Annotated in this window: 19 protein-coding genes; 17 read left to right on the top strand and 2 right to left on the bottom strand. The window is 60.0% G+C overall.

What is annotated here, in order from left to right; translation table 11 throughout:
• Positions 1 to 37 precede the first annotated feature (37 nt).
• Positions 38 to 1069 carry a small ribosomal subunit biogenesis GTPase RsgA gene (gene rsgA, locus PMI24_RS01420; RefSeq protein ID WP_007950741.1) on the bottom strand — a complete coding sequence of 344 codons (1032 nt, stop codon included), beginning with the start codon at positions 1067 to 1069 and terminating at the stop codon, positions 38 to 40.
• Between the two features lie 107 nt (positions 1070 to 1176).
• On the opposite strand from rsgA, the gene orn reads away from it, so the two are divergent.
• From orn to PMI24_RS01395, 5 genes are all read left to right on the top strand, one after another.
• Positions 1177 to 1719: an oligoribonuclease gene (gene orn / locus PMI24_RS01415; RefSeq protein WP_007950739.1), complete on the top strand. Its 543-nt coding sequence runs from the start codon at positions 1177 to 1179 to the stop codon at positions 1717 to 1719.
• Positions 1720 to 1802: 83 nt separating this feature from the next.
• Positions 1803 to 2414 (top strand): trimeric intracellular cation channel family protein, encoded by a 612-nt coding sequence (locus PMI24_RS01410; RefSeq protein WP_007950737.1) that lies wholly within the window; start codon positions 1803 to 1805, stop codon positions 2412 to 2414.
• 298 nt (positions 2415 to 2712) lie between these two features.
• Positions 2713 to 3723, top strand: coding sequence for a hypothetical protein (locus PMI24_RS01405; RefSeq protein WP_007950736.1), 1011 nt, complete (start codon positions 2713 to 2715; stop codon positions 3721 to 3723).
• Between the two features lie 453 nt (positions 3724 to 4176).
• Positions 4177 to 8727, top strand: a complete 4551-nt coding sequence (locus tag PMI24_RS01400) for an RHS repeat domain-containing protein (RefSeq protein WP_238553803.1) — start codon at positions 4177 to 4179, stop codon at positions 8725 to 8727.
• Positions 8728 to 9065: 338 nt separating this feature from the next.
• The gene (locus tag PMI24_RS01395) at positions 9066 to 10556 is read left to right on the top strand and encodes a leucine-rich repeat domain-containing protein (protein ID WP_045121625.1); all 1491 of its coding nucleotides are present in this window, start codon (positions 9066 to 9068) and stop codon (positions 10554 to 10556) included.
• Between the two features lie 9 nt (positions 10557 to 10565).
• Here PMI24_RS01395 and queG read toward each other — a convergent pair whose 3' ends face one another.
• Positions 10566 to 11636: a tRNA epoxyqueuosine(34) reductase QueG gene (queG, locus tag PMI24_RS01390; RefSeq protein ID WP_007950731.1), complete on the bottom strand. Its 1071-nt coding sequence runs from the start codon at positions 11634 to 11636 to the stop codon at positions 10566 to 10568.
• Positions 11637 to 11699: 63 nt separating this feature from the next.
• Between queG and PMI24_RS01385 the strand changes: the two genes are divergently transcribed.
• From PMI24_RS01385 to PMI24_RS01330, 12 genes are all read left to right on the top strand, one after another.
• A complete protein-coding gene (locus PMI24_RS01385) occupies positions 11700 to 13199 on the top strand; it encodes a bifunctional ADP-dependent NAD(P)H-hydrate dehydratase/NAD(P)H-hydrate epimerase (protein WP_007950730.1) in 1500 nt (499 codons plus the stop codon).
• Complete coding sequence (tsaE, locus tag PMI24_RS01380) at positions 13187 to 13657, top strand: tRNA (adenosine(37)-N6)-threonylcarbamoyltransferase complex ATPase subunit type 1 TsaE (protein ID WP_007950729.1); 471 nt, start codon at positions 13187 to 13189, stop codon at positions 13655 to 13657. Before PMI24_RS01385 ends, tsaE begins: the two co-directional genes overlap by 13 nt.
• A 51-nt stretch (positions 13658 to 13708) precedes the next feature.
• Positions 13709 to 15094, top strand: a complete 1386-nt coding sequence (locus PMI24_RS01375) for an N-acetylmuramoyl-L-alanine amidase (RefSeq protein WP_371915873.1) — start codon at positions 13709 to 13711, stop codon at positions 15092 to 15094.
• Positions 15091 to 16998, top strand: coding sequence for a DNA mismatch repair endonuclease MutL (mutL, locus tag PMI24_RS01370; protein WP_007950727.1), 1908 nt, complete (start codon positions 15091 to 15093; stop codon positions 16996 to 16998). The genes PMI24_RS01375 and mutL overlap by 4 nt, the downstream gene beginning before the upstream one ends.
• Positions 16998 to 17969, top strand: coding sequence for a tRNA (adenosine(37)-N6)-dimethylallyltransferase MiaA (gene miaA, locus PMI24_RS01365; RefSeq protein WP_007950726.1), 972 nt, complete (start codon positions 16998 to 17000; stop codon positions 17967 to 17969). The genes mutL and miaA overlap by 1 nt, the downstream gene beginning before the upstream one ends.
• Positions 17970 to 18062: 93 nt before the next feature.
• Positions 18063 to 18323, top strand: coding sequence for an RNA chaperone Hfq (gene hfq, locus PMI24_RS01360; RefSeq protein WP_007902656.1), 261 nt, complete (start codon positions 18063 to 18065; stop codon positions 18321 to 18323).
• A gap of 12 nt (positions 18324 to 18335) precedes the next feature.
• A complete protein-coding gene (hflX, locus tag PMI24_RS01355) occupies positions 18336 to 19637 on the top strand; it encodes a ribosome rescue GTPase HflX (RefSeq protein WP_007950725.1) in 1302 nt (433 codons plus the stop codon).
• Positions 19638 to 19733: 96 nt separating this feature from the next.
• Positions 19734 to 20903 (top strand): FtsH protease activity modulator HflK, encoded by a 1170-nt coding sequence (gene hflK, locus PMI24_RS01350; RefSeq protein WP_007950724.1) that lies wholly within the window; start codon positions 19734 to 19736, stop codon positions 20901 to 20903.
• On the top strand, positions 20903 to 21772 hold the full coding sequence (gene hflC, locus PMI24_RS01345) for a protease modulator HflC (RefSeq protein WP_007950723.1): 870 nt from the start codon (positions 20903 to 20905) through the stop codon (positions 21770 to 21772). Before hflK ends, hflC begins: the two co-directional genes overlap by 1 nt.
• A gap of 313 nt (positions 21773 to 22085) precedes the next feature.
• On the top strand, positions 22086 to 23273 hold the full coding sequence (locus PMI24_RS01340) for an ATP phosphoribosyltransferase regulatory subunit (protein ID WP_007950716.1): 1188 nt from the start codon (positions 22086 to 22088) through the stop codon (positions 23271 to 23273).
• A 54-nt stretch (positions 23274 to 23327) separates the two neighbouring features.
• Positions 23328 to 24617: an adenylosuccinate synthase gene (locus PMI24_RS01335; protein ID WP_007950715.1), complete on the top strand. Its 1290-nt coding sequence runs from the start codon at positions 23328 to 23330 to the stop codon at positions 24615 to 24617.
• 140 nt (positions 24618 to 24757) lie between these two features.
• Positions 24758 to 26692 carry a methyl-accepting chemotaxis protein gene (locus tag PMI24_RS01330; protein ID WP_007950714.1) on the top strand — a complete coding sequence of 645 codons (1935 nt, stop codon included), beginning with the start codon at positions 24758 to 24760 and terminating at the stop codon, positions 26690 to 26692.
• Positions 26693 to 26700: the final 8 nt, after the last annotated feature.

The following is a 26700-nucleotide window of genomic DNA, read 5'->3' as shown; positions in this document are numbered from 1 at the left end:
AAACCTATTTCAGGACTAGACATGGCTATTTTAAAGCCTAGTAACCGTTTTCCGGCAGGCTGGCGATGATCGAGCGGTAGCTGTTCATTCGCTGCTGCTGCACGCGGCCGTCTTCCAGGGCCTTGAGCAGTGCGCATCCCGGTTCGCGGTCGTGTTTGCAGTCGCGGAAGCGGCAGGTGCCGAGCAGGTCGTTGAACTCGATGAAGCCGGCTTCGACGTCGGCGCGGCTGACGTGGCCGAGGCCGAATTCACGGATGCCCGGGGAGTCGATCAGTTCGCCGCCGCCGGGGAAGTGGAACAGGCGTGCGGTGGTCGTGGTGTGCGTGCCCTGACCCGACAGCTCGGACAGCGGGCCGACGCGGGTTTCGACTTCCGGCAGCAGGCTGTTGACCAGCGACGACTTGCCGACACCGGACTGGCCGACGAACACGCTGATGCGCCCGTCGAGCTGCTTCTGCAATTGCTCCATGCCGTTGCCGTGGTGCGCCGAGACTTCCAGCACCGGGTAACCCAGCGTGCGATAGACCGCCAGCAGGGCATTCAGCGCCGGGGCGTTCTGTTCGTCGATCAGGTCGAATTTGTTCAGCAGCAGCAACGGGCGGATGCCGGCGTGCTCGGCGGCGACCAGATAGCGGTCGATCAGGTTCGCATGGGGCTCGGGCAGCGGGGCGAACACGATGACGATCATGTCGACGTTGGCGGCCACCGGTTTGAGCTGGCCACGGCTGTCTGGACGGCACAGCTCGGTGGTGCGCGGCAGTTGCGCGACGATCACGCCGATGCCCTGGTTGCCGGCCCGCCAGACCACTTGGTCGCCAGTCACCAGCGCCGGCAGGTTGGCGCGCAAGTGGCAGCGGAAGACCTGGCCGGCCAGTTCGCCGTCAACGGCCTCGACCTCGACCTGCACACCGAAGTGGGCGATCACCAGGCCGTGCTGTTCCGGGCCCAGATCGCCGCCTTCGAGCGCCTCGACAGCCGAGGACTCGCGTTTGGCGGCGCGGGCGGCGCGTTCGCCCTGAATCTTTTCGATGCGCCAGTTTTGACGACGATTGAGTTGGCGTTTGGCCATGGGTGTTCCGTCTGAAGAATGCAGCGATTAGGTAAAACGGCCGCGAGTTTAGCACGCCCGGCAGGCTGCCTAGGCTAAACTGCGCAGCATTGCTCAGGAGCCGAAATATGCAAAACCCGCAGAATCTGATCTGGATCGACCTCGAAATGACCGGTCTGGATCCGGAAAACGACGTGATCATCGAAATGGCCACCATCGTCACCGACAGTGACCTGAACACCCTGGCCGAAGGCCCGGTGATCGCCATTCACCACAGCGACGAAGTCCTCGCCCGCATGGACGAGTGGAACACCCGCACTCACGGCAACTCGGGCCTGACCCAGCGCGTGCGCGACAGCCGCGTAAGCATGGCCGAGGCTGAAGCCGAAACCATCGCCTTCCTCGAAAAGTGGGTGCCGAAGGGCAAGTCGCCGATCTGTGGCAACAGCATCTGTCAGGATCGCCGCTTCCTTTATACCCACATGAAGTCGCTGGAAAGCTACTTCCACTACCGTAACCTCGACGTTTCCACGCTCAAGGAATTGGCCGCGCGCTGGGCGCCGGACGTGCGTGACAGCTTCAAGAAGGGCAGCACTCACCTGGCGCTGGACGACATCCGCGAATCCATCGCCGAGCTGCAGCACTACCGCAAGCATTTCATCAAGTTCTGAGATCGGCACCCACACCGAGGCGCCCTCTTTTGGTGCCTCGGCGAAGTGAGTAGACTGCGCGCCTTCCTGCCAGGATCGCCACCATGTTGCTGATGCTCTACCTCGTCGCCATTACTGCCGAAGCCATGACCGGCGCCCTGTCTGCGGGCCGTCGCGGCATGGACTGGTTCGGCGTGGTGCTGATCGCCTGCGTCACGGCTTTGGGCGGCGGCTCGGTGCGCGATGTGCTGCTCGGGCATTATCCGCTGACCTGGGTCAAACACCCGGAATACCTGGTGCTGACGACCATTGCGGCGATGATAACCGTGTTCACCGCACGCTGGATGCGTCACCTGCGTTCGCTGTTTCTGGTGCTCGACGCGGTCGGTCTGGTGGCATTTACCCTGATCGGCTGCATGACCGCCCTGGAAATGGGCCACGGCATGCTGGTGGCCTCGGTCAGCGGCGTGATCACGGGTGTATTCGGCGGCATCCTGCGCGATATCTTCTGCAACGACATCCCGTTGATCTTCCGTCGCGAACTGTACGCCAGCGTCTCGTTCGCTGCGGCGTGGTGCTACATGCTCTGTCTGTTTCTGAACGTGCCGAGCGAGCAGGCGATTCTGATCACGCTGTTTGGTGGCTTCCTGTTGCGTCTTCTGGCGATTCGTTTTCATTGGGAAATGCCAAAGTTCGTCTATAACGACGAGCATTGAAACCTTGCGCAAATGAACCCATAGCTGGTCTGCCAGCAAATGACTTCTTTGCTATCTGGATTGTCCGAGGCGGCCGCGTTACGTTCTTCGTGAGCTTTTTTCTTTGGATTTACATTTTATGATGAATGTATCTCGAAGTTAATATGGCCGCTTTTTTAGAATTGCCGATTCTGTATTGGTTTTAGCTACAGGTTCTTACACTTAACTTTTTGCCGGTTTGGGGTTGCATGTTATTCATGGCTTACTTCGTTTTTGCTTTGCGAGGTATGGAATGACATCAAGCACAAGGAGTAAAAGTATGAGTGAGCTTAACGAAGTATCAGGAAATCAGTTGGCCGGTCCTGGAAGATTGGACAGTATTGACTTGAAAGTGAAGTTGAATTCTTCCTCGTCCACGCGAAATAAAGTGCTGTACGGCAACGGCCGTATGCAAGTAAAGGTTCAGGTGCTGGTGTCAGGTTATGATGAAAACGGGGATCGCATTCTGGTTCCAGAAGAAGTCATGAATACGGTTGAGCTTATTCACTACAACACCGGGAGAGCCTTGCGCGACGGCTGGAGTGCCAGTATCGATCAAGGTCGATATACGCTGGAAGCGCCAGTGATTAAGGATGAGCCGGATAACGGTATCCATCCGCAAGTGCGCACATTCTGGGTATCGTCCTCGGGTAGCGGCTCGACGCAAATCGCGGCAAGCGTTTTTTTGAACGGAGTGACTATCCGAAGCAATGCAACCGGTCTTTCCGGTTTTCAGGACAGCAGTGTCACTCTGGACGCTCAGGTGCCGGTTACCTATTCGGTCGACCAGTTTCGCTGGACTTCGACCAGGCGCGGCAATGAGGAGCCGGGAAACCGGATCTGGAACTACTATCTCGGACTTGTTTATCAGGGACAGCAGATCAATCTGGTGGACTGGGTTGCTTCAAAAGGTACGGATGATGTCATGTTTGCCTATGGTAACTGGGTACATGCGTGGAAAACCAACTATCTGAAGGGAGTCATGGTAAGGCCGAACAAGACTGATATCACTGTGGCGCTACCTGTTAATGACAATACTTTTGTGAATTATACATTTCGAGATCACGCTCTGGATTCTTCGTCAAAGACCAAAGAGTATGTCGTGATAGTCAATGATCGTCACGGCGAGTTGACCGTCGTGCAGGCGCTTTCCGAGTTTGCGTACACTGCGGCGGATTCCAGCGCCGATGGCGTGTTTCCGTTTGCCGTAATCGATCAATATGGAACAGAGCACAAGTTGGCCATTCGGACCGACTCTGAAAAGCGTGAGTTCTTTCTGGAACGGGGATAAGTCCGCGGCGAGTGCAGTCACTGCTTGAGTTCTTTTCGTCGAGACCTTGCCGATTAAAAATACAACGGTGTCGACTCCTGTATTGGTTGATGGTGAGCGTGGCAGCGTGCACGTCTGATGTCGCCCGATTTGTTTTACGGTTAATGCAGCCGTTTTTTCGCAGTTTTAAATGATTGCGGAAAAGCGGTTCTTTATTGTGCGTAATTGATTCGATTTTGAAACAAATGACAGGATGTTATTTATGAGTAACCACTCTCCGGAATCCGTGCATTCGAATGCGTTCAATTTTGGTGATTTTGTAGCCGGCGGGTCGATCCCAGAACCGGCGTTTATACCTGTTCGTTATCCCTTGGGTCTATTCAGTCCGTCGATCTGAATGGCCCTTCATTCAATCTTGCGCTGAATTTCAATCCCTTGAATTCACACAATGCCGGTTATGGCGCTGGCTGGTCCTTGTCGATCACCCGTTATGACTTGCGCAGCAGAGTCATGACGTTCTCCAGCGGCGAGAGCTACAAAGCTGTGGAGTCGCGGGGATCCTTGCATTTCAAGGAAATGAAGCTGGAAAGTGCCAAGGTTCTGAAAACTGCTGATGGACGATACGAGATCCGATACAAGGATGGTCGACGTGAAGTGCTCAAGGTCCATGGGGCGACTAACATCGCGGTTCCCGAGACGATATTCGCAGCCAATGGCGTGAGTATTTCCCTGAAGTACAGGACGTTCAATGAGCAGCCGATGCTGATCGAGATCAGCGACTTCCAAAGAACGTTGCTCAAGATCGCCCGCAAAGACACAAGAGTGATTCTGACCCGGCATCCGGATACGCCCTCCAGCGCTGAGTTTGCTCTGACGCTCAGAAACGATCAGGTCAACGCCATCGATTTGCCGGAAGGCGGGGGCTGGAAGCTGCAGTACGCAGACGGTTATCTGACCCGAGTTGAATCGCCCCTGGGTGCCGTGGAGAACATTCGCTACAAGGAAGTCGGCCATCTCTTCCCGACCGTGGAGGGTGATCAAAGCCTGCCGTGCGTCATTGCCCACGATATTTACGCCAGACACGGGCAACCGAAGGTCAGCAAGATTTACACCTACTCGGACCATAATTACCTTGGGCACGGCGTTGCAGCGGATCCCCAGGACGATGGCGATCCTCTTTTCCGCGCCGTGGGTGGCTATCAGTACTCCAGCGAAGAGCGGCTGATTGTCGGGAGCATAGTCCACACCCGTATCAAGCGAACCTACAACAAGTTCCATTTGTTGATTTCCGAGGTGACCACTTGCGGTAATGCGCAAACGTCGGTTTCAACCCGATATTACTGTGACGTAAAGCTACCTTTCACTCAGCAACCTGCGCAGTTCCGGATGCCTCAAGTCCAGACCCTGACTTACGAGGACCTGACGACAAAAGAGAAGCGTTCCGAGACCTCTGTCACTGAATACGATGCCATCGGCAACCTGCTCAAACAGGTTGGGATGGACGGGGTGACAACGCGGTTTGAATACTATCCGGCGACCCAGACTCCGGATTGTCCGGCCGATCCGCTGGAGTTTGTCCGCTTCCTGAAGCAGAAAACCGTGGCCCCCGCGACGGGTGGCGGTGCGTCCACCGTCACACGTTACCGCTATGCCTTACTCCCCATGCTCGAGGGAGGGACGCTGGCCAGTGTGGTGCCTGTGGAGGAAAACTTCTTCGAGTGGGTCGCAGATCGCGAAGTCCATCGTTCGACCATTGCGCTGACTTATCTGGAAACGCCGGACAACCCGCTTACACACGGCCTCCTGAAGCAGCAGAAGGTCACCCGTAACGGCACGACGACTTGTATCAACTATGCCTACGCGACTGACGATTTCTCCCTGAGGCTGAAGACAACCTTGCAGGGTTTCGACGGTACCGCGAGTTCGACCGAGCAAACGCTTTCCACCCTGAGCGGTTTGGCGCTGTCCGAGCGCGATGCCGACGACAGTGTGGTTACATTCGAATACGACAAGCTCGGGCGTCGTGTCCGCAAGACGCTTGTCTCTGGCACGGCGCATGTCGCGTCGTACCAATGGCGTCACGAAACGGCCAAGGTAGACGTGCCGCCCACGGTGGTTCTGACCGATCCGTCGGGAGGTATGCAAAAAGTTACCTACGACGCGTTGGGGAGGGTCATCGGCGTTGAAGAAACGGATTGTGACAACCCGGATCCGGCAGGTGCATTTCCAATGCGAGTGTTCTATGCCGCGCTCCATGATCAGGTCGGACGACTGACTGAGCAGACCCGCACCGATTGGTGGGACGATGTTGCGCGCCCTGTGAAGTCGCAGTTGTTTTACGACAACTGGGGTCAGGTCAAGGAGACTCGCCATGCCGACGGACGAGTCGAGTACAACGAGTTCGATCCGGTGAAGCGCCAGCACAAGCATTGGCAGCAGGGCCTCGGTAAAACCGTCACCGTCTTCAATGCCTTCGGCAAGCCGGACAGCCTTGAAGTCTTCGACCTCAAGGCGCAAAGCCTGGGCAAAACCGTCTTTGAGTACGACGGATTGGGGCGCACCATCAGTCAAACCGATCCGGCGGGGAACAAGACCAGTTATGAGTACGATGCGTACGATCGTCTGTTTCGCAGTGTTTTGCCTGACGGGCATGCGGTACAGACCGAGTTTGCCGTCCATAGCACCGAGGCATTGCCGGTCGCCATCAGGGTCGCCGGGAAACTGTTGGGGCAGCAGGTCTTCGATGGTTTGAACCGGCTGACAGAGCATTCGGTGGGCGGGCGCAAGTCGGTTGCGGTTTATTCGGCCGGCAAGACTCAGCCCGCATCGCACACGAGCGCCGCAGGGGAAACGACCGGGTTTGTCTATTCATCGGGTCCGGGTGGGGCCTTGATTGAGCGCAAAGCGCTACCAGGCAGCGGAGTACTCACCCGTTTCACCTACGATGTACGAAACGGCAGAATGGAAAGTTGCGTCGAGCAAGGACGTGAGAATCTGTTCGAATACTTTCCTTCCGGGCGCCTGAAGTCGGAAACAACCCGCTTTGACGGGCAGCGCCGGACGACCTCCCATACCTACTCGCTGGCGGGGCGCCCTCTGGAACACGTGGACGTGTCGGGCACGCGGCACAGAACCGAGTACGACACCTGGGGGCGCGAAACCTTGCACAGGCAAGGCCCGGTAGAAACTCGATATTTCTATGGCAAGGCTGGGTTGCTCGACCGGATCGAAACCCGGGATACCCTGTCCCGGCATCAGCTCCTCACGCATCTGACTTACGATGATATCGGTCGTGAGCTGACCCGCCGTTTCGAAGTCAACGGATTGCCCTCGCAAACACTGACCTCCAGTTACACCGTGGCAGGCAAACTTGCGCAGAAGGTTCTCAGGCGCGGCTTCATGGTGTTGCGCGATGAGCGGTTCTCTTACGACGCACGCGGGCGAGTCATCCAGTACGACTGTGAAGGGCTCCAGCGACCGCGAGACCCTTATGGCAAGGAAATTATCCAGCAAACATTCACGTTCGATGCGCTGGATAACATTCTCGCCCTGCAAACCACGTTCCCTCTGGGCGTCAACGTGACGACGTTCAGTTTCAGCGAACAGGACCCGGCCCGATTGGTCGGGGTCCAACATTCTCATGCCGACTATCCGGCACCGGTCACCCTGGAATACGACGCCAATGGCCGAATGATCAAGGACGATCAGAACCGCACTCTGGCCTACGACGCCTTTGGCCGCCTGACTCAGGTGATCGATGCACATGGGGAGGTCCTGCGCGGCTACCAATACGACGGCCTCGATCGGCTGGGTGAGTTGTCGCAATCCGGGAAGTCGGCGGTGCAGCGCTTTTATCACCATAGCAAAGTGAGCAGCGAAATCAGTGGTCCTGAATCACGCAGTGTCCTGCGACACGGCCGTCTGATATTGGGACAGCAGCAACTGGGAGCGGGTGCCGGCATTCGGCTTTTCGGGGCTGATCAGCAGCAGAGCGTGCTGACTCGTTCGTACGGCGAGCAATTGCTCGACAGCGCCTACAGTCCCTACGGGCATCGGGCTGTCGAGGGAGGCCTGTTCAGTCAGGCGGGTTTCAACGGCGAGCAACTGGATGAGGTCACCGGTCTGTATCTGCTGGGCAATGGTTACCGGGCCTACAGCCCGACACTGATGCGCTTCACCAGCCCGGACAGCCTGAGTCCGCTCGATGCAGGCGGCTTGAATGCTTACGCGTATTGCCTTGGCGATCCGGTTAACCGAGTGGATCCCACGGGGCATGTTTCCTGGCAGTCGATTGCCGGGATTGCGCTGGGGTTTATCGGGGGTATTGCAAGTATCGCGACACTGGGGGCGGCCACGCCATTGGCATTACTGGCCGTGGGGCTGGGAGTCGCCTCGGGCGTTACGGCCATTGCCAGCGAGTTGGCGCATGAACTGGATCCGCAATCTTCGGTTGGCGATATTCTGGGTTACATCAGTCTGGGGCTTGGGTTGGCATCCCTTGGCGCCGGGCTGGCGGGTCAGGCTATCAAAGGTGCCAGCAGGTTGGCGGGGGCTTTCAAGTCAGGGCTGAGCAATAATCCTCGCGAGGCCGCCAGAGCCATGGCGAGTGGAATGGGGGGGCGAAGCACTTCAGGAACGAGTGCGGGGGCACGACAATGGACATACAAGACCCAAGGCTTCAGGGGGACGGTGGATGGGCAAAAAACAGGAAGAGGCGCCATTGCCGGTTTTGAAGAGCTTGATGATATTTCAAGGGATAAATTCTTCCGTTTCAAGGATGCAATCAAGGACGCAGGAAAGTCTCCAAGCGAAGCTGCCAATGGGCTTGGGGGCAAGACTTATTACAATGAGATGGTCCCTTTCAAGTCTCCCAATCCGCGTCAACTCCGCGACCCAGGTTACTTCAATGACACGGGTTACACAGAAATCAGACTTAACCAGGCCACGCGCCTGTTTTTCTTTGCGAACCATGACACCCGTACGGTGACCATGCATGCGTTTGGTCATACCGTGAGAGGCGCTTGATGGGCTTGGCATGCCATGGCCGGGAGAGCAACGCTCACTCGTGCTTTTGCCGGACATATTCTGAGGAATGATCCGGTCGCGCCTTCAACGGTTCCAGCAGGAATCGCTGAAGGCGCCTTTTCATTTTCTGGTCAGGCAGTCAACGCGCCGCGGGGTGGCGGTCTGGGCATGCAGGCTCATGCGGTAGACATACATACGACAGCCCGCAGCAAGCGCAGCGGTATGATGGTTTTCTCGAGGGCCAGACAATTCAGGTTTGGCTGACTGATCTGCGCGCTCGATACGGTTCGCGTAGAACTCCGTTATCAGTGCAACCCAATCTCAAGGATGAGAGTTTCATGGCTGACAAATCACCCAGGATCAAACCTGGCTCCAGCAAAATAAATGACTCCGCTGCCGATGGTTCTCATCGGGTGCCCAGCGGGGATTCTCCCCCCTCAGCCCTGCCGCATCGTCCGGATCCGCTACCGTCTCTTTTTCTGCCGGATCCTGTCACGAGGGCGCAGATAACCGATCCCAGGCCGAGCCTGGAGCTTTTCGCGATCAATGAAGTAGCGGGAGTTGCCTCGCCCACTTCTTTCGCGGATTACCGGGTGCCCGCCCGAAAAAATCTCGGCGCAGTCGACGCGCAGGGCGTTCGGGTGTTCAAGCAGCGCCAGTATGTAGCTGTTTCCGACGATCATTTCGTCCAGGTAGTTCGGGATGCCGAAAGCGGTCTTTTTCGCGCCACGGTCGCCAGAGAACTCAAGGCTTCCGGTCCGCTGATGGAGCCGGACGCCGAGGGCAGGTACTGGCACCCTATAGCATCAGGGAGCCCGTTGGATCGAGGCGATGCCCCGTCGGGGCTGGCGCGCAGTGTAGATGAGCGTCTGGCAACGTTGTTTCCGACCATGGCCCAGGATGCTCGGACTTCCATGCACCGCGAGCGATTGACGGGTGATCCGCTGCTGGCAGTGGCCCGGCTGGAAGCGCAACACTTCACTCTGGTGAAGGATCTTGGCGCGTGGACCGGGCAGGTGCCGTCCCGACACCCGGTCACGGGTTTGCCTCTGACAAATACCGAAATTGCTGCGCAGACAGCAAGCCGAGAGCGTTTTGCTCAGGAGCTTCAGGACAATTGGTCCCGGAAGGCAACCAGCGCCAATCCGTACACTCCATCGACGCTGGATTACGATCTCGATGTACTTGGCAGCCTGCCTCGTTTGTCGGCGGATTTCAGCCATGTTCGCGAGTTGAGTCTGACCAGCACTGCCCCGTTGGAAGCCAGCGCCTTTCTCGCGAGTTTTCCGGGTGTGCGGTATCTCACCCTGTCCGGCTTTGCGTTGAAATCGTTTCCCGCTGAGGTGTACCAGATGAGGGAACTGGTGACGCTGACCTTGGACAACTGTGACATACGGCTCAGCGAAGCCAGCGTTGAAGGCCTTGCCCACATTGAACAACTGACACTGTTGGACTTGAGCAACAACCCGCTCGGACTGTCGCCCGATCTCAGATTCATGAGGCGCCTGGACAGTCTTTATCTCTCGGATACAGGGCTGAACGAGGTGCCTGTCGGGCTATTTGAAAGCGAAAGTCTGGCATTTGCCGATCTGCGCAATAACGAAATTGCACACTTGCCAGACGAACTCTTCGAGGTGCCGGATGTTCGGCAAGTCAATTTTAACTTTCGAAACAATCCGCTGGATGAGGCTACGCTGCAGCGACTCAGGGTCTATATGGAGGCCGCTGGCCTGGACAGGAAAGTCCTGATTCAAGTTGATGGAGAAGTCCAGATGCAGCCACAAATTGCAGCATTCGAGGGTGAGGACAGTGGTGTGGAGAGCTCGTGAAGGAAAGCTTTAGGGCTTTTTATCCAGATGCTGGCGCAGTGCCCATTCGACATGTTCTCTAACCAACTCTGACGGATGATCCCGTCGCGCCTGCAATGCTTCCAGCACCGGAATCGTTGAGGGCGCATTTCCCAGCCCCACCGCCAGATTGCGCAGCCAGCGCTCATAACCGGCACGGCGCAGCGGCGAACCCTCGGTGCTGCTGAGGAATTTGTCTTCATCCCACAAGAACAGCTCTGCCAGTTCGGCGTTGTCCAGGTTGTGCCGTGGCTTGAAATCGCTTTCGCCGGACGGGCGGGCGAAGCGGTTCCACGGGCAGCAGATCTGGCAGTCGTCGCAGCCGAACACCCGGTTACCGATCAGCGGTCGCAGGTCTTCGGGGATGGCGTTCTTCAGTTCGATGGTCAGGTAAGAAATACAGCGTCGTGCGTCCAGCACATACGGGCCGACGAAGGCGTTGGTCGGGCAGATGTCGAGGCACGCGGTGCAGCGTCCGCAGTGTTCGGTGCTGTGGGGTTCATCCACCGGCAGGGGCAGGTCGACGAACAGTTCGCTGAGAAAGAAGTAACTGCCGGCCTTGCGGTTCAGCACCAGGGTGTTTTTGCCGATCCAGCCCAGCCCGGCCTGTTCGGCGATGGCCTTTTCCAGCACCGGGGCGCTGTCGACGAAGGCGCGGAAACCGAACGGGCCGATCTCGGATTGAATCTTGTCCGCCAGTTGTTGAACGCGTTTACGGATCAACTTGTGATAATCGCGGCCCAAGGCATAGCGCGAGATGTAGGCCTTTTCCGGTTTGGCCAGCAATTGCGCCATTTGCGTGTCGCCCGGCAGGTAGTCCATGCGCAGCGACACCACGCGCAAGGTGCCCGGCACCAGCTCCTCGGGGTGCGAGCGTTTGCTGCCGTGGGCGCCCATATACTCCATTTCGCCGTGGTAGCCGGCCTCGAGCCAGCGTTGCAGGTGCTGCTCGTGCTCGGCCAGGTCCAGACCGCTGATGCCGACTTGCTGGAAGCCCAGCTCGCGGCCCCAGTCCTTGATGGATTGGGCGAGGGCAGGCAGATCTGTGGTGATGGCGGACATGAGGCGAGAGAAACCGGAGCTGAGGTGCGTATAATTCTGCCAGACATCGGAGCCCGAAGACGCATGCCGCACACTAAAGATCAATTACCCGACGCGCTGTACCGTGCCGCGCAGGTGCGTGAACTCGATGCACGGCTGATCGCCGCGGGCACACCGGGCTTCGAATTGATGCAGCGTGCCGCCCATGCCACGTGGCGCGCACTGGTACGCCAATGGCCGGCCGCGAATGAAATGACTGTGCTGGCCGGGCACGGCAACAACGCCGGCGATGGTTATCTGGTGGCGGCGCTGGCCCACCGTGCGGGTTGGCAGGTTCAGGTGCTGGCTGTCGGCGAGCCGCAGCGTTTGAAGGGCGATGCCGCCGTGGCGCACGCCGAAGCCGTGGCTGACGGCGTCTCGATTGCCCAGTGGGATCTGTCCTGCGAGTTGCGCGGCATCGTCGTTGACGCGTTGCTCGGCACCGGCCTGAGCGGCGAGGTGCGTGAGCCTTACGCCGCTGCGATTGCGGCGATCAATGCCAGCGGACTGCCGATGGTGGCGGTCGATATCCCTTCCGGATTGTGCGCCGATACCGGTCATGCGCTGGGTGATGCGGTGCGCGCTGACCTCACCGTGACATTCATCGGCCTGAAACTCGGGCTGTTCACGGGCGCGGCGGCAGATCACGTCGGCGTACTGCTGTTTAACGATCTGCAGGCCTCGGCCGAAAACTTCAGTGACATTCCTGCCGCCGCTCAACGGCTCAACGCGGTTAACCTGCCGCGTCTGGCGGCCCGCGCGCCGGCCGCGCACAAGGGGCGTTTCGGCCATGTGCTGCTGATCGGCGGCGATCACGGCTTTGGCGGGGCAATTCTATTGAGCACCGAAAGTGCTTTGCGCAGTGGCGCCGGTATGGTGTCGCTTGCGACCCGTCCGGAACATGTGCCGGCGGCGCTGAGCCGAGTACCGGAAGCCATGGCGCTGGGCACTTCTTCGGCCAATCAATTGATGGGGCTGCTGGAAAAGGTGTCCGTGCTGGTGGTCGGGCCGGGGCTGGGTCAGGCCGGTTGGGGAAGGGCGCTGCTGTCGGCTGCTGCCAATGCCTCGCTGCCGCAGGTGTGGGATGCCGATGCGCTGAACCTGTTGGCCTCCGGTTTCGTCAGTCTGCCCAAGGATTGCGTGATCACGCCGCATCCGGGTGAGGCGGCGCGGCTGCTAGGGATCAGCACCGCGGAGGTGCAGGCCGATCGTCCGGCGGCGGCAGCAGCATTGAGCAAAAAATATACAGCGGTGGTGGTGCTCAAAGGCGCAGGCAGTCTGATTGCTCATCCCGATGGTCGTCTGGCGCTGTGTCATCAAGGCCATCCGGCCATGGCCACTGCCGGGCTCGGCGATGTATTGGCCGGTCTGATCGGCGCGCTGCTGGCCCAGGGCATGGACGGTTTCGATGCCGCGTGTCTGGCGGTCTGGCTGCACGCCAACGCCGGTCTGCAACAAGGTAAATTCGGCCGTGGGCTGGCGGCCAGTGATCTGATTCCAGCCATTCGTCAGTTGTTGGAGGAGCATGCACCGTGTCTGAAGTAACCCTGTACCTGGCCGATGAACAGGCCATGAGCGACTTTGGCGCACGCATCGCCCGTATCACCCAGGGCCATGGTCTGATCTTTCTCGAAGGCAATCTCGGGATGGGCAAAACCACGCTGTCGCGGGGCATCATTCGCGGTCTGGGGCACGTGGGGGCGGTGAAAAGTCCGACCTTCACCCTGGTCGAGCCCTACGAGATCGGTGACGTCCGGGCGTTTCACTTCGACCTGTATCGTCTGGTCGATCCGGAGGAGCTGGAGTTTCTCGGGATCCGCGACTATTTCGAAGACGACGCCCTGTGCCTGATCGAATGGCCCGATAAAGGTGCAGGCTTTTTGCCAAAGCCTGACCTGACCATTACCATTAGCCCGCAAGACAGCGGACGTTCGCTGACCATTTTATCCCAGGGCTCGCGCGGCGAGGCCTGGTGTGCCGCTTTGGCATTGGAAACCAATTGAATGATGGGGTTAGGTATGCGCTTTCGCGCGTTGGTGGCTGCCGCTGGACTGATGTTGATGGCAGTAACCGTCAACGCTGTGGCCGAGACGAAGGTCAACAGCGTGCGCCTGTGGCGGGCGCCGGACAACACGCGACTGGTGTTCGACCTGACAGGCCCGGTGCAGCACAGCGTCTTTACGCTGACCGCGCCGGATCGTCTGGTGATCGACATCAACGGCGCCACTCTCGGCGCGCCGCTGAATGTGCAGACCGCCAACACGCCGATCACCGCCATGCGCTCGGCCCAACGCACGCCGACCGACCTGCGGGTGGTCATCGACCTGAAAAAAGCCGTCACCCCGAAAAGCTTCTCGCTGGCGCCGAATGCGCAGTACGGCAACCGTCTGGTCGTCGACCTGTTCGACAACCCGGCTGACGCCGCACCAGCGCCGACGCCTGCGCCGACCCCAACGGTTGCGACCGTGCCTGCGGTGCCGGTCACCCCGGCCGAGCCTGCGATCAAACTGCCACCGGCCCCGGCCGGCAAGCGCGACATCATTGTGGTGATCGACGCCGGCCACGGTGGCGAAGACCCGGGTGCGTCCGGTTCTCGCGGTCAGCGCGAGAAAGACGTGGTACTGCAGATCGCCCGCGAGTTGCAGCGTCAGGTCAACGGCATGAAAGGCTTCCGCGCCGAACTGACCCGTACCGGCGACTACTTCATCCCGTTGCGTGGCCGTACCGAAATCGCCCGCAAGAAGGGCGCCGACCTGTTCGTCTCGATCCACGCCGACGCCGCGCCATCTGCAGCCGCGTTCGGTGCGTCGGTGTTTGCCCTGTCCGATCGTGGCGCCACTTCGGAAACCGCCCGTTGGCTGGCCGACAGCGAAAACCGTTCCGACCTGATCGGCGGTGCCGGCAACGTCAGCCTCGACGACAAGGACCGCATGCTGGCCGGCGTTCTGCTCGACCTGTCGATGACCGCCTCGCTGACCTCCAGCCTCAACGTCGGCCAGAAAGTCCTGACCAACATTGGCCGGGTCACCCCGCTGCACAAACAGCGCGTGGAACAGGCCGGATTCATGGTGCTGAAGTCGCCGGACATTCCATCGATCCTGGTGGAAACCGGCTTCATCTCCAACGCCAACGAAGCGAACAAGCTCTCGGCAGCGAGCCACCAGCAGGCGCTGGCGCGCTCGATCAGCAGCGGCGTGCGCCAGTTCTTCCAGCAGAACCCGCCACCGGGCACTTACATCGCCTGGCTGCGTGATTCGGGCAAGATTGCTCAAGGGCCGCGTGATCACCGGGTAGGTCCGGGTGAAACCGTGGCGATGATTGCCGTGCGGTATCAGATCTCGCCGGCCACGTTGCGCAGCGCCAACAATCTGAAAAGCGATGATCTGAAAGTCGGTCAGCACCTGACCATTCCCGGCACCGAACTGGCGTCCAAAGAATGAATCAGGTCCTGAACGCTGCCCGCATTGAACTGCTCAGCCCGCGGCTGGCGAACCAGATCGCCGCCGGTGAGGTAGTCGAACGCCCGGCCTCGGTGATCAAGGAACTGCTGGAAAACAGCCTCGACTCCGGCGCCAAACGTATCGACGTCGATGTTGAACAGGGCGGCGTCAAACTGCTGCGTGTGCGTGACGACGGCAGCGGTATTTCCGCCGATGACCTGCCGCTGGCCCTGGCGCGTCACGCCACCAGCAAGATCCGCAACCTGGAAGACCTTGAGCAGGTAATGAGCCTGGGTTTCCGGGGCGAGGCTTTGGCATCGATCAGCTCCGTGGCACGTCTGACCCTGACCTCGCGCACCCGCGATGCCGATCAGGCCTGGCAGGTCGAGACCGAAGGCCGTGACATGGCGCCCCGCGTGCAGCCGGCGGCGCATCCGGTCGGCACTTCGGTGGAAGTCCGTGACCTGTTCTTCAACACCCCGGCGCGACGCAAATTCCTCAAGACCGAAAAAACCGAATTCGATCACCTGCAAGAAGTGATCAAGCGTCTGGCGCTGGCGCGTTTTGACGTGGCCTTCCACCTGCGCCACAACGGCAAGACCATCCTCAGCCTGCACGAAGCCCATGATGATGCAGCCCGCGCCCGGCGTGTGGCGGCAATCTGTGGTTCGGGCTTCCTTGAGCAGGCGCTGCCGATCGAGATCGAACGCAATGGCCTGCATTTGTGGGGCTGGGTCGGTCTGCCGACCTTCAACCGCAGTCAGGCGGACTTGCAGTATTTCTTCGTCAACGGCCGTGCGGTGCGCGACAAACTGGTGGCCCACGCGGTGCGTCAGGCTTATCGCGATGTGCTGTTCAATGGCCGGCACCCGACGTTCGCGCTGTTTTTCGAGGTCGATCCGGCAGCGGTCGACGTCAACGTGCACCCGACCAAACACGAAGTGCGTTTCCGTGACGGACGCATGGTGCATGACTTCCTGTATGGCACCTTGCACCGTGCCCTCGGCGATGTGCGGCCGGAAGATCAGCTTGCCGGATCGGTCACCACCGCGATCGTCCGGCCAACCGGCCTTGAAGCTGGTGAATTCGGTCCGCAGGGCGAAATGCGTCTGGCGGCCAATGCGCTGCTGGAGCAGCCGCAGGCGCAACCGGTGTTCAATACCTCGTCGGGTGCCAGCGCCGGCGGCGCTTATCAGTATCAATACACGCCGCGTCCGCAATCGACCGTGCCGGTTGCCGAGGCGCAGGCTGCGTACCGCGAGTTTTTTGCGCCGCTGCCCGAAGCGAACGCCAATGCGCTGCCGGCCGGTCAGGAAGACATTCCGCCGCTTGGCTACGCGCTGGCGCAGCTCAAGGGCATCTACATTCTGTCCGAGAACGCCCAAGGCCTGGTTTTGGTGGACATGCACGCCGCTCACGAACGCATCATGTACGAACGTCTGAAGATCGCCATGGCCAGCGAAGGCCTGAGCGGTCAGCCGCTGCTGGTGCCGGAGTCGCTGGCGGTCAGTCAGCGCGAGGCTGATTGCGCTGAAGAACATGCAGCTTGGTTCCAGCGCCTCGGTTTTGAATTGCAGCGCCTTGGCCCGGAAACCCTGGCCATCCGGCAGATCCCGGCCTTGCTCAAACAGGCCGAAGCCAACCGTCTGGTCGGCGATGTGCTGTCGGACTTGATGGAATACGGCACCAGCGACCGGATCCAGGCGCATCTGAACGAACTGCTCGGCACCATGGCCTGCCACGGCGCGATCCGCGCCAACCGGCGCCTGGCCCTGCCGGAAATGAACGGCCTGCTGCGTGACATGGAAAACACCGAGCGCAGCGGTCAATGCAACCATGGCCGGCCGACCTGGACCCAACTGGGCCTGGACGATCTGGACAAACTGTTTCTGCGCGGTCGTTGATGAGCCAGCTTCCTCCAGCGATTTTCCTGATGGGCCCGACCGCTGCGGGCAAGACCGACCTGGCCATCGAGCTGACCAAGGTGCTGCCGTGCGAGCTGATCAGCGTCGATTCGGCGCTGGTCTATCGCGGCATGGACATCGGCACCGCCAAACCGTCCAAAGAACTGCTGGCCGAGTTTCCGCACCGGTTGATCGACATACTCGACCCGGCCGAAGCCTATTCGGCAGCGGATTTCCGCCGCGATGCACTGGAGGCCATGGCCGAGATCACCGCGCGTGGAAAAATTCCGCTGCTGGTGGGCGGCACGATGCTCTATTACAAGGCTTTGATCGACGGTCTGGCGGACATGCCAGCGGCTGATCCCGAAGTTCGCGCGCAGATCGAAGAAGAGGCTGCACGCCTTGGCTGGCAAGCCCTGCACGATCAGCTGGCGGCAATCGATCCAGAGTCGGCGGCGCGCATCCATCCGAACGATCCGCAACGACTGAGTCGTGCGCTGGAAGTTTACCGGGTCAGCGGTCAGAGCATGACTGAACTGCGGCTGAAACAATCTGTACAAAGTACCGAAGCGGCCGCATCGGGACTGCAACAATTGCCCTATACTGTCGCGAACCTGGCGATTGCTCCAACTAATCGGCAGGTACTGCACGAGCGCATTAAACAAAGATTCACAAATATGCTGGAACAGGGATTCATCGACGAGGTCGTAGCCCTGCGTAATAGAAGTGACCTGCATGCCGGGTTGCCGTCTATACGTGCGGTAGGCTACCGCCAGGTCTGGGACTTCCTGGATGGCAAGCTGACTTCGGCCGAGATGCAGGAGCGGGGCATCATCGCCACGCGCCAATTGGCCAAACGCCAGTTCACCTGGCTGCGCAGCTGGAAAGATTTACACTGGCTCGACAGTCTGGATTGCGACAATCTGCCACGCGCCTTGAAATACCTTGGGACGATCTCCATATTGAGCTGAGTCCTTGCAATTGCCGTCTATCCTTGGGGGTGTGGCGGCAAAAGCCATCTGTTTACCTATTTTTTATATTGAATCCTTAAAGGAGTGCGGCACATGTCAAAAGGGCATTCGCTACAAGACCCTTACTTGAATACTTTACGTAAAGAGAAAGTGGGGGTTTCCATCTACCTGGTGAACGGGATCAAACTGCAAGGCACGATCGAGTCGTTCGACCAGTTCGTTATCCTGCTGAAGAACACCGTCAGCCAGATGGTTTACAAACACGCTATCTCTACAGTCGTGCCGGTTCGTCCAATTCGTCTGCCAAGCGCAACCGAATCCGAAGCAGGTGACGCTGAGCCAGGTAACGCCTGATAGGAGTCTCCTTTGTTCTTTGAGCGCCACGGTGGTGGTGAACGAGTCATCCTCGTTCACTTGGATGGACAGGACCCTGAGGCGCGCGAAGATCCGCAGGAGTTTCAGGAACTGGCAAATTCGGCTGGCGCCGAGACCGTTGCGTTTTTTAACGTGCCGCGTCATCGGCCAACCGCCAAATACCTGATTGGCAGCGGCAAGGTCGAGGAACTGCGCGACCTGGTCCACGCCGAAGAAGCCGATCTGGTGATCTTCAATCACGTCCTCACGCCCAGTCAGGAACGTAACCTCGAACGTGTTTTCGAGTGTCGCGTGATCGACCGTACCGGTCTGATTCTCGATATTTTCGCCCAACGCGCCCGTACCCATGAGGGCAAGCTCCAGGTAGAACTGGCCCAGCTTGACCACATGAGCACCCGGCTGGTTCGTGGCTGGACTCACCTTGAGCGTCAGGGTGGCGGTATCGGCATGCGCGGCCCGGGTGAAACCCAGCTCGAAACCGACCGGCGACTGCTGCGGGTACGCCTGCGCCAGATCAAGGGCCGGCTGGAAAAAGTGCGCAGCCAGCGCGAACAGTCGCGTCGCGGCCGCTCGCGTGCGGATATCCCTACCGTGTCTCTGGTGGGATACACCAACGCCGGCAAGTCCACGCTGTTCAATAACGTGACCAAGTCCGACGTGTATGCGGCTGACCAGCTGTTCGCCACGCTCGACCCGACCCTGCGCCGTCTGGATCTGGACGATCTGGGGCCGATTGTCCTGGCCGACACGGTGGGTTTCATCCGCCACTTGCCGCACAAACTGGTCGAGGCATTTCGGTCTACGCTCGAAGAGTCGAGCAACTCCGACCTGCTGTTGCACGTGATCGATGCGGCCGAACCGGATCGCATGTTGCAGATCGAGCAGGTGATGGTGGTGCTGGGCGAGATCGGTGCCCAGGACTTGCCGATCCTCGAGGTCTATAACAAACTCGATTTGCTTGAAGGCGTTGAGCCACAAATCCAGCGCGATGAAAACGGCAAGCCCCAGCGGGTCTGGCTGTCGGCGCGTGATGGCACCGGTCTGGAATTGCTCGAGCAGGCGATTGCCGAGTTGTTGGGCAGTGACCTGTTCGTAGGAACCTTGCGCCTGCCTCAGCGGTTCGCGCGTCTGCGTGCGCAGTTCTTCGAACTGGGCGCGGTACAGAAAGAAGAACACGACGAAGAAGGGGTCAGCTTGCTGGCCGTTCGATTGCCACGCTCGGAGCTCAATCGACTGGTGAGTCGTGAAGGCGTTGTGCCGACGGAGTTCATCGAGCAACACACTTTGCAATAAAAGCCTGGCAAAGCGGTTGTGCCGCAACGGCAGGCATTCTGTAGCATTGGTCGGCGCGCCGTGGGTGCGTCTTTGCTTTATCAGATGGAGAGCGCTATGGCTTGGAATGAGCCGGGTGGCAACTCGAACAATCAGGATCCTTGGGGTGGCAAGCGTCGCAACAACGGCGACCGCAAGGGACCGCCGGATCTCGACGAGGCCTTCCGAAAGCTGCAGGAAAGCCTGAACGGGTTGTTCGGTGGTGGAAAAAAACGCGGTGATGACGGTGGTGGCTCGGGCAAGAGCGGCGGCTTTGGCGGCCTGCTCGGCATCGGCTTGGTCGTGCTGGCGGCCGTCTGGCTGTACAGCGCGGTCTACGTCGTGGACGAGCAGGAGCAGGCCGTGGTGCTGCGCTTCGGCAAGTACTACGAGACTGTCGGCCCCGGCCTGAACATCTACTTCCCGCCGATCGACAAGAAGTACATGGAGAACGTCACGCGTGAGCGTGCCTACACCAAGCAGGGCCAGATGCTGACCGAAGACGAGAACATCGTCGAAGTGCCGCTGACCGTGCAGTACAAGATCAGCAACCTGCAGGACTTCGTGCTGAACGTCGACCAGCCGGAAATCAGCCTGCAGCACGCGACCGACAGTGCGCTGCGCCATGTGGTGGGTTCCACCGCGATGGACCAGGTGCTGACCGAAGGTCGTGAGCTGATGGCCAGCGAGATCAAGGAGCGTCTGCAACGCTTCCTCGATACCTATCGCACCGGTATCACCGTCACCCAGGTCAACGTACAGAGCGCAGCGGCACCGCGTGAAGTGCAGGAAGCCTTCGATGACGTGATCCGCGCCCGTGAAGACGAGCAGCGTTCGCGCAACCAGGCTGAAACCTACGCCAACGGCGTGGTGCCGGAAGCCCGTGGTCAGGCCCAGCGTATCCTCGAAGATGCCAACGGTTACCGTGACGAAACGGTCTCGCGCGCCAAGGGTGAGGCGGATCGCTTCACCAAGCTGGTTGCCGAGTATCGCAAGGCGCCCGAGGTCACTCGCCAGCGTCTGTACCTGGACACCATGCAGGAAGTCTTCAGCAGCACCAGCAAGGTACTCGTGACCGGCAACAAGAACGGCCAGAGCAACCTGCTTTACCTGCCGCTGGACAAGATGATTCAGAACAGTTCGGGCAGCAATGCACCGGTCACCGGTTCGGCTGCCGCCAGCAACAACACGGATGCTACGCCGCATGTCACTGACGTGCCGCAGTCGCGTACAAGGGAGACCCGCTGATGAGCAATAAATCGCTGATCGCCCTGATCGTTGGCGTTGTCGTGGTACTGGTTGGCTGGAACTGCTTCTACATCGTGGCTCAGACCGAGCGTGCGGTGTTGCTGCAATTCGGTCGCGTGGTTCAGGCTGACGTTCAGCCGGGTCTGCACGTGAAGGTTCCTTACGTTAACCAGGTGCGTAAATTCGACGCACGTCTGATGACGCTGGATGCACCGACACAGCGCTTCCTGACGCTGGAAAAGAAAGCCGTGATGGTCGATGCCTACGCCAAGTGGCGCGTGAAAGATGCCGAGCGCTTCTACACCGCAACGTCCGGCCTCAAGCAGATCGCCGACGAGCGTCTGTCCCGTCGTCTGGAATCGGGTCTGCGTGACCAGTTCGGTAAGCGCACCCTGCACGAAGTGGTGTCCGGTGAGCGTGATGCGCTGATGGCCGACATCACGGCGTCGCTGAACAAGATGGCGGAAAAAGAGCTGGGTATCGAAGTGGTCGATGTCCGGGTCAAGGCCATCGATCTGCCGAAAGAAGTGAACCGCAGCGTGTTCGAGCGTATGAGCACCGAGCGTGAGCGTGAAGCTCGCGAGCACCGCGCCAAGGGTAACGAGCTGGCCGAAGGCATCCGTGCCGACGCCGATCGTCAACGCCGCGTGCTGTTGGCTGAAGCCTATCGTGAATCCGAAGAGATTCGCGGTGACGGCGACGCCCAGGCCGCTGCGATCTACTCCAAGGCCTACGGCCAGGATCAGGAATTCTACGGTTTCTACCGTAGCCTGCGTGCCTACCGTGAAAGCTTCGCGAACAAATCCGACGTCCTGGTCCTCGACCCAAGCAGCGACTTCTTCCGTTACCTGGAAAAGTCCAAGCCTTGATACGACGTTGACCTGAATCATTCCGCCCGGCGGCTAAAACCTCGGGCGGGGTGATCCTTTGGGAAAACGTGTGTATGATGCGGCAGCCGGGAAATTCCCGGCTTTTTTGCGTCTGCACGTTTGATTGCTGTTTTTGTTGCAGAAGATCGGGTTGAATGGCCCGACAGTTTTTCGAGGAAAGTGATGGGCGAAGCCGGTAACAGGCCTTTCGCCGCGTCGTTCATGCGCGTGCGTTTTGAACGGGCCGGTCATTTTCTGCTTCACTCAAGGCTCGCCCTCGGGCTGGCCGCCCGGATCTAAGGGGAATGGCGTAATGGCAACGGTAGACCGCTGGCTGCTGCCAGATGGCATCGAAGAAGTACTGCCACCGGAAGCGGCGCGCATTGAAGTCGCGCGTCGTCAGGTGTTGGATCTGTTCCAGAGCTGGGGTTACGAGTTTGTCGTGACTCCCCATATCGAGTACCTGGAATCCCTGCTGACCGGCGCGGGCCAGGACCTGGATCTGCGTACCTTCAAGGTCATCGACCCGCAATCGGGCCGGCAGATGGGTTTCCGTGCCGACATCACGCCGCAAGTGGCGCGCATCGATGCGCACACCCTGCGTCGCGAAGGCCCGAGCCGTCTGTGCTACGCCGGCAGCGTGCTGCATGCCCAGCCGCGTGCCTTGTCGTCCTCGCGCAGCCCGATCCAGCTGGGCGCCGAGTTGTACGGCGATGCCAGCCCGAGCAGCGACGTCGAAGTCATCAGCCTGATGCTGGCCATGCTGCAACTGGCCGACGTGCCGGACGTGCACATGGATCTGGGGCATGTCGGCATCTACCGTGGTCTGGCCCAGGCGGCCGGTCTGTCGGGTGAGGTCGAGCAGCAGTTGTTCGATGCGTTGCAACGCAAGGCCATCGACGAGGTCATTACCCTGACCGAAGGCCTGCCGGCCGATCTGTCCGGCATGCTGCGCGCGCTGGTCGACCTGTGCGGCGGTCGTGAAGTACTGACCGCTGCCCGCGAGCGTCTGGCCAATGCGCCGGCCCCGGTACTGGCGGCACTGGAAGACTTGCTGGCGATTGCCGAGCGTCTGTCGGTGCGTTTCCCGGAGCTGCCGCTGTACTTCGACCTGGGCGAGCTGCGCGGTTATCACTACCACACCGGTGTGGTGTTCGCGGTGTTCGTGCCGGGTGTTGGCCAGTCCATCGCCCAGGGCGGTCGCTACGACGACATCGGCGCCGACTTCGGTCGCGCCCGTCCGGCCACCGGCTTCTCCACCGATTTGAAAACCCTGGTGACCCTGGGGCGTGCTGAGATCGAGCTACCGTCTGGCGGTATCTGGATGCCTGACAGTACGGATGCGGCACTCTGGCAGCAGGTTTGCCAGTTGCGCAGTGAGGGTCAGCGTGTCGTTCAGGCATTGCCTGGACAACCTTTGGCCGCCGCCCGTGATGCGGACTGCGACCGGCAATTGATCCAGCAGAACGGGCTTTGGCAAGTATCGCCACTGGCTTCTTGAGTTTTCCTGCCGGCTGACGCCGGCACCAAGTTTGCGCGAATGAGGACAAGTGTTATGGGTAAGAATGTCGTAGTCCTGGGCACCCAATGGGGTGATGAGGGCAAAGGCAAGATCGTTGATCTGCTGACCGAACATGCTGCCGCCGTAGTGCGCTACCAGGGTGGCCACAACGCCGGCCACACTCTGGTGATCGACGGTGAAAAAACCGTCTTGCACCTGATCCCGTCGGGCGTGCTGCGCGAAGGCGTGCAGTGCCTGATCGGCAACGGCGTGGTGGTTGCACCTGACGCCCTGCTGCGCGAGATCACCAAGCTGGAAGAGAAAGGCGTTCCGGTGCGCGAGCGCCTGCGCATCAGCCCTTCCTGCCCGCTGATCCTGTCCTTCCACGTGGCGCTGGACCAGGCCCGTGAAAAGGCCCGCGGCGAGCTGAAGATCGGTACGACCGGTCGCGGCATCGGCCCGGCTTACGAAGACAAGGTTGCACGTCGCGGTCTGCGTGTTGGCGATTTGCTCAACATGCCGCGCTTTGAAGACAAGCTGCGTGAACTGGTGGATTACCACAACTTCATGCTGGTCGGTTACTACAAAGAGCCTGCCATCGAGTACGAAAAGACTCTGGCCGAGTGCAAGGAATACGCCGAGCTGCTCAAGCCGCTGATGCTGGACGTGACTGCCGAGCTGCACGACCTGCGTCGCGCCGGCAAAGACATCATGTTCGAAGGCGCCCAGGGTTCGTTGCTCGACATCGACCACGGTACCTATCCGTACGTGACCAGCTCCAACACCACCGCGGGTGGCGTTGCGACCGGTTCGGGCGTTGGCCCGATGTTCCTGGATTACATCCTGGGCATCACCAAGGCTTACACCACTCGCGTAGGTTCGGGTCCATTCCCGACCGAGCTGTTCGACGAAGTCGGTGCGCACCTGGCCAAGCAAGGTCACGAGTTCGGTGCTACCACCGGCCGTGCCCGTCGTTGCGGCTGGTTCGACGCCGTTATCCTGCGTCGCGCTATCGATGTGAACAGCATCTCGGGCATCTGCCTGACCAAGCTGGACGTACTCGACGGTCTGGAAACCATCAACATCTGCACCGGCTACAAGGATGCACAAGGCAACGCTGTTGCCCCGACTGACGCTGACAGCTACGTAGGCCTGCAGCCTGTGTACGAAGAAGTGCCAGGCTGGACCGAATCGACCGTGGGTGCCAAAACCCTGGAAGAGCTGCCGGCTAACGCTCGTGCCTACATCAAACGCGTTGAAGAGTTGATCGGCGCGCCGATCGACATTATTTCGACGGGCCCGGACCGCAACGAAACCATCGTTCTGCGCCATCCGTTCGCTTGATAAGTCGTTGATGTAAAAACACAAAGGCCCCTTCATCGGGGCCTTTGTCGTTTATGCCTGTTGGACGGCATGACCTTTGCTGTGATTCTGTCTACAAGAGTGCCATCAAATTAATGGCGTCAGAAGTAGAGGGATTCAAAGTGTCAGCCGTTCTCTCACTGTTACAAAGCCGTCTGTTGCGGCCTGTGTTCGTTACCCTTGGTATCGCCCTTTTGGTGCAAGTGCTGGTGGCCGTCGCCCTGACGCGGAGCACTGTCACCGCGCTGGAAGCCGATCTCGGCACTCGTCTGGGCGCCGACAGCCAGAAATTGTCCGGTGAGCTGGAGCAGGCCGGGCGCGAAGTCACGTCGAGCCTCGACAATCTCTCCTCAAGTACCCGTCAGCGTCTTACCGCTGGTCTTTCCTCGCGTCTGAAGGAAGAGCAGGCGCAGCTGCGTGCGACTCTGGAAAAAGACCTGAAGGATTCGGCCAATGACATGGCGCAGTTGCTGGCCTCGGTGGCACCTCGTGCCATGTGGGACAGCGACGTGCCGACCCTGTCCGAATTCGCCCGCCGGGCCCAGCGCAATCCCAACGTGCTGTTCGTGGTGTATGACGACGCCACCGGTCAGCATCTGACCCGCTACCTCAACCGCGAAAACCCGATCAACAAGGCCCTTTTGGAAAAAGGCCAGGGTGAGCGGGCGCTGGATAAAGTGCTGGATGCGGCGAAGAACGATCCTTCGGTCTACTACCTCGAAGCCTCGATCAACCCTAACGGCGTGGAAATCGGCAAGGTGCTGATGGGCGTCTCGACTGCTTCGGTCGAAACCGATCTGGCGGCGCTCGATCAGCGCTTCACGGCGTTGATTGCCAGCAGCGATCAACTGGTTGGCGACAGCCTCAAAGGCGCCGCTGCCGACAGTGCAACGGCCATGCGCGCACGCCTGCAATCGGCGCAGTCCACGGCTGCCGAGATGAAGGCGAACACCACCAGTACCGTGCAGGACGCTGCAGCAACCCTGCGCTGGCGTATCGGCATGGGCCTGGCGCTGGTCGGTGCCGGCGTGCTGTTGCTGCTGGCGGTGGTGCTCGGTCATCGAGTGGTCAATCGCCTGAAAATGCTCAACGCCGCCATGGATGATCTGGCAGCAGGTGAGGGCGATCTGACCAAGCGCGTGCAGATCAACAGCAAGGACGAAATCGGCGACATGGCGTCGGCGGTCAACCGCTTTGTGGACAAGTTGCAGCCGATCGTGCGCGAGGCCGGGGATGTGGCTCAGCGTACCGGTCTGGAAATCGGCGCCATGACCCTGCGCAACGCCGGTGCCGATGCGGCGGCCGGGATGCAGCGTGATGAAGTGGCCGAAAGTCTGCGGGCGCTTTCGCAAATGGCCGACGAAGCGCAATCGGAAAGTCATGCGATGCAGGCGGCACTGAAGCAGGTTGTGGATATTCGCCAGGCCACCGACGAAAACACTCGCACCTCGGCCAAGGTCGGCAGCCTGATCGAGGCGCTGGCGGGGCAGGTCGATACCGGGGCGAAAGTCATCGAACGGCTGGCGCAGCAGAGCGAGCAGATCGAAGTGGTGCTGACCGTGATTCACGGCATCGCCGAGCAGACCAACCTGCTGGCGCTCAACGCGGCCATCGAAGCGGCCCGGGCCGGCGAGACCGGTCGCGGGTTTGCGGTAGTGGCGGATGAAGTCCGTGCGCTGGCGAGCAAGACCCAAAGCTCCACCGGCGACATTCAGGCGCACATCGTGGCCTTGCAGCAGGGTGCCCGTGAGGCGGTGGAAGCGATCGGCCAGGCCGGGCGTCAGGCCAGCGAAGGTTTGCTGGTGCTGCGTGACAGCGCGCGGTTGCAGCAGTCGGTGCAGGCGTCGGTCGAGCAGGTGCATGCGGCGATTGGCCTGGCAACTCAGGCAGCGGCGCATCAGGCGCAAGGTGCGCAGGCCGTACGTGGGCGCGTCGAGACGATTCATGCCCAGGCCGAGAAAGCCGCTCAGGCGGTGGTCGAAACCACCGCCAGCGGCAAGGTGCTGGATGGTCTGGCGGCGCAGCTCAAGGCGAGTCTGGGGCAGTTCCGGGCCTGATAGTGCGG

This window comes from Pseudomonas sp. GM25, assembly GCF_000282255.1.
GTDB classification, from domain to species: Bacteria; Pseudomonadota; Gammaproteobacteria; order Pseudomonadales; family Pseudomonadaceae; genus Aquipseudomonas; species Aquipseudomonas aphyarum.
The sequence above is the reverse complement of the archived record's forward strand: the minus strand, read 5'-3'. Positions and strand labels throughout refer to the sequence as shown.